Consider the following 1038-nt stretch of genomic DNA (forward strand, 5'->3'; position numbering starts at 1 on the left):
GGTGGCGCAGGGCGCGATCACGGTCGCCGGTTTCAGCGTCGGAGGCCAGGCGCAGAACGTCAGCCAGGGCACGCCGACGGCCGGGCGCATCCCGAACGGTGCGCTGGTCGAGCGCGAGGTGCAGGGAAGTCTCCATGAGATGGAGTTCCTGGTGCTGGAGCTGAAGAACCCCGATTTCGTCACCGCAACGCGCATCCTCGACGCCATCAACCGCTACGCCGGCGGACGCTACCGCGCCCAGATCGCCTTCGAGCGCGACTACCGCAACATCGTGCTGTCGAAGCCGCGCCACATCGGCCCGGTCCGATTCCTTGCCGAGATCGGCGAGCTGACGGTCGAGCCGGACACGCCGGCACGTGTGGTGATCAACGAGCGCACCGGCACGGTGGTGATCGGGCGCGACGTGCGGATATCGACCGTTGCGGTGACGCACGGCAATCTGACGGTCCGTGTCACGGAGATGCCCGTGGTCTCGCAGCCGGCGCCGTTCTCGCGAGGCCAGACAGTGGTCGTCCCGCAGACCGTGGTCGAGGCCAACGAGGCCGGAGCGCAGGTGGCGATCCTCAGCGGGGTCGATCTCCAGCGCCTGGTGCGCGGGCTGAACCAGATCGGCCTGAAACCGTCTGGCATCATCGCGATCCTGCAGGCGATCAAGACGGCTGGCGCGCTCCAGGCCGATGTCATCGTGCAATGATGCATAAGCGTCGTGCAAGCTTGGTCGCTCAATGCTCAGGTCTCGACCGAGAATCGCACGCGGCCCGATGCTGAAGCTGGATCACAAAGCCAAATTCCTCCTGCTGGTCGCGGCATCAGTGCTCGCAGGCGCTTCGCCTGTGCTGGCCCTGGACGAAGCCAAGCCGTCGAAGCCGCTCAACCTGCTCTCCTTCGCGCGCGCCCGCGCGTCCGGACCGCAGAAGCCGCAGCCGATCACCGGGATACCAAGCGACAATGCGTCGGTCCGGGCGACGGCGTGGGCGGCTGAAGATTCGGGACCCGCGATCACCGGCGCGGTGCCCGCTTCCGAAACGCCTGCGTCAG

1 protein-coding gene and 1 pseudogene are annotated in these 1038 nt (G+C 67.2%); both read left to right on the plus strand.

The features are described 5' to 3' along the window. The coding region (locus tag MOV74_RS38920) for a flagellar basal body P-ring protein FlgI (protein WP_246932898.1) at window positions 1–694 on the plus strand (694 nt) is incomplete at its 5' end. Window positions 695–761: 67 nt separating this feature from the next. Then, window positions 762–1038 (plus strand): annotated as a pseudogene (locus tag MOV74_RS38925) (hypothetical protein); the annotation flags it as partial.

Origin of the sequence: Bradyrhizobium sp. SHOUNA76, from assembly GCF_023006445.1 — a bacterium.
Classification (GTDB): domain Bacteria; phylum Pseudomonadota; class Alphaproteobacteria; order Rhizobiales; family Xanthobacteraceae; genus Bradyrhizobium.